Consider the following 3,151-nt stretch of genomic DNA (forward strand, 5'->3'; position numbering starts at 1 on the left):
GCCGGCGTCGGGATCGTCGAGGTCGGCGAGCTCGGCCGGGTCGGTGGTGACCAGCTGGTATTCGGTGGGTGAGGCGACGGCTTGGAAGGCCACGCGTTGGGATCCGGCGGCCAGCAGGCCTTGGCCTCGGTCGGCGGCGAGCAGGTACTGCCGTTCCCCGTCGGACAGCCCGAAAGTGTCGGCAACCTCGTCAATTGCCTGCGGCGCCTGGCGGAGAAGGATCTGGGTGGCGGAGTTCGCGACGACTGCCTTGCCGAGATCGGAGGCCAACAGGTCGGCGGTGTCCTGGGTGGCCACCGTCAAGCCGGCCCACCGTTTACGCGCCGTCTTCACCAGCCGGAACAAGAAGCTCGCCCCGGCAGGGTCGGCCATGAGCAGCCACGCCTCGTCGACCACGACGAGGCGTGGCCTGCGGTCGGCCGGGTTGGAGATGTGGCGCCAGATGGCGTCGAGGGTGAGCAGGGTGGCGACGGGTTGGAGCTCGTCCGGCAGGGCTCGCAGGGAGTACACGACCAGGTGGCCGTCGGGGCGGGTCGTGCTCGGCCCGTTGATGATCCCGGCGAAGGCGCCGCCGGTGGTGTAGGGGCGCAGCCGGGCCGCCAGGGAACGGGCGGTGTCGTCGCCGATCCCTGTCAATACGGCGGCGAGGTCGTCGAGGGTCGGGGCGGGCCTGGCCCAGGTGCGCGTGTCGGAGGTGATCCCCGCACGCTGGTAGGTGGTCGCGATGGCCTCGTCCAGGGTGGCGCGCTCGTCGGCGTCCGGGGCGCTCTGTAGCAGGACGGCGAGGACGGTGTGCAGGAACAGTGACCGGCGCACCAACGCATCGGCGGGGGCGGTGCGTCGCCCATCTGATCGGGTGTGGATGGGCAGGTCGAACGGGTTGATCCGCACCCCTGGTTGGCCGAGTCCGATGTAGGTGCCGCCGACGGCGTCGGCGAGACGGTGGTATTCGTCTTCTGGGTCGATGACCAACACGTCGATGCCGCGGTACAGCGAACGCAGCGCTTCCAGCTTGACCAGGAAACTCTTCCCGGCGCCGGATCGGCCGAGCACGACGGCGTTGTGGTTGTCCGCGGCGAAGCGATCCCAGTGCACGAGGCCTTGGGAGGCGACGTTGCGCCCGTAGAGCACACCGGCGGGTGCGGTCAGCTGGGCGGGATCCGCCCCAGGCGGCAGGTCCGGGGAAGAGAACGGGAACGCCGCGGAAAGCGCGGCAGTGTCGAAGGTGCGCCGCATGCCCAGCAGGTCCAGGCCGAACGGCAGCGTGGTGACCCAGCCCTGCAGGGAACGGTAGCTGGCCGGTTTGGCATCCAACAACAAGCTCGCGGCCAACGCCCGTACCGCGGCGACTTCGTCCGCCAATGCCTCCTCGGTGGCGGCGTGCACGCTCAGGTACAGCCCGACCCGGTACAGCTTGCCTTCGCCGCGCGCGATCGACGAGGACAGATCGTAGGCGTCCTCGGTGGCGGCCTCCGCATCCGGATCGGCCAGGCGTCCGTGCTCGATACGGTAGCGGCGCCCGGACTCCAACCGGGCCAGCTGGCGACGCAGCCCGGAGGCCGCGGTCACCGGGTCCACCGGGTCGACATGCAGCGAGACGTCGAGGCGGCCCGGGTAGGTCAATAGCGGCTGCAGCCACCCGGGGTAGACCTCGCGTGGGTAGCCGGTGATCGCGAACGTTGCCACGTGCTCCTGCCCCACGGCGAGGTGGCGTGGCGCCACCTCAACCGCGTCCGGGCAGAACGCCGCCGCTGCCCCATCGTTTGCTCGCGCTGGTCGTTGGGCGTGTCGTAGGCGCGCGAGGCGGCTCATGACTGTGCCCCTTCTTCGTAGTCGTCAGGGTCGGTGGCCACGGTGATGATCTCGTCCGCGCCGGCCAGCCCGGCCGCAGGCGGGACGAGACGGTCGGGGTTGCATGCGGCGGCCATGACCGCGGTGGCCTGGCCCGTGTCCAGCGCCGTGACGGTGAGCCCGGCTGGGCTGAGCAGTTGGATCGCCTCGGTGAGCCGGCGGGTCAGCCGGACCTCCGCGGCCTGCCACCCCGACGATTCCGGGTCGCGGCCCCGTACTCCCCGGCCGCCAGTCGCGGCGGTGGAAGGGTCGTGCAGGGGTTCCCGCAGGACGAGCAGGACCTGGCGGCGCAGCAGATCGGCCTGCCCGGACATCTCATGCAGGAACTCGGCGTGTTCGCGTGCCGCGTTCTCCAGCGCCGGATGCGGCAAGGCGCCCGCGTTTTCGTGCAGATCGCTGATCTGCCCGGACAGGTCGAGTCGGTCGGCGCGGACGAGGATCTGCGCGGGTGCGGTCAGACCGTGCAGGAACCGGGCGAAGGTGGCCACCAGGGCCTCTTGTTCGGCCGGCGTGCGCAGCGCGAAGTTCACCGTTGACACCACTGCCGCGACCGCGAGCCCGTCGCGGCCGAGGTCGATCACGCCGGTGTCGGACACGTCCTCGGCGGGCAGGTGTAGCTCACCCGTGCGTGCCGTGCTCTGCGCTGGGATGTGCTCGGTCAGCCACTCCGGTGCCGCCGCGGCGGAGTCGTCGCCGGTCGTGATCAGCCGGCGGGGCGCGAGCCGTTGACGGATCCCGGCCACGAGCAGGCGGTCCAGGCCCACGCCGTCCCGGGAACCAAGAGCGATCACCGCGACTGCGACGGCGACCGGGACCGCCGCGGCGGCGAACAGCCACGGCGGGACCAGGGCGCGGGTCGCGGTCCACGCCCCGTACAGGCACACCCCGGTGACGGCGAGAATCGCCAGCTGCCGGGCGGTCAGGTTGGCCAAGACACGGTCATCCCGGTCGACATCGGCGGGGATCCGGACCGGTTCGATCACAGGTGTCCGGCTCATGATGACTCACCTCCTGTGTGCTCAGGTGTGGTGTCGGTGTCTGCTCGTCGGCGAGCCGATGGGGCGACCGGGGCAGCCGGTGGGCGACGGCGTGCCTCACGCCGTGGCCTCGTCGGCGACGCAGCGGGAGGCTGCTGTACCGGTCTCGCCGCATGTGACGCATTCGGTGCCGACGACGCTGTCGGTGTCGTTGGCGTGGCCGCCGGAGTGTCGGTGGGTCCGGCACGGGACCGCGGATCGTTCCGTCGGTTCGGCGCCGGAGCAGCGGTCTGGCCAAATCGGGTAGGAGTCGGTGGGACCGG

At 71.2% G+C, this 3,151-nt stretch carries 2 protein-coding genes; both read right to left on the reverse strand.

From position 1 onward, the window contains the following. Positions 1-1,812: VirB4 family type IV secretion system protein (locus ELR45_RS10750; RefSeq protein ID WP_420813862.1), on the reverse strand; the 1,812-nt coding region annotated here is incomplete at its 3' end. Further along, a complete protein-coding gene (locus tag ELR45_RS10755; RefSeq protein ID WP_165367664.1) occupies positions 1,809-2,849 on the reverse strand; it encodes a PrgI family protein in 1,041 nt (346 codons plus the stop codon). The genes ELR45_RS10755 and ELR45_RS10750, both read right to left, overlap by 4 nt. Positions 2,850-3,151 lie beyond the last annotated feature (302 nt).

The organism is Phytoactinopolyspora endophytica (assembly GCF_004138495.1).
Taxonomy (GTDB): Bacteria; Actinomycetota; Actinomycetes; order Jiangellales; family Jiangellaceae; genus Phytoactinopolyspora; species Phytoactinopolyspora endophytica.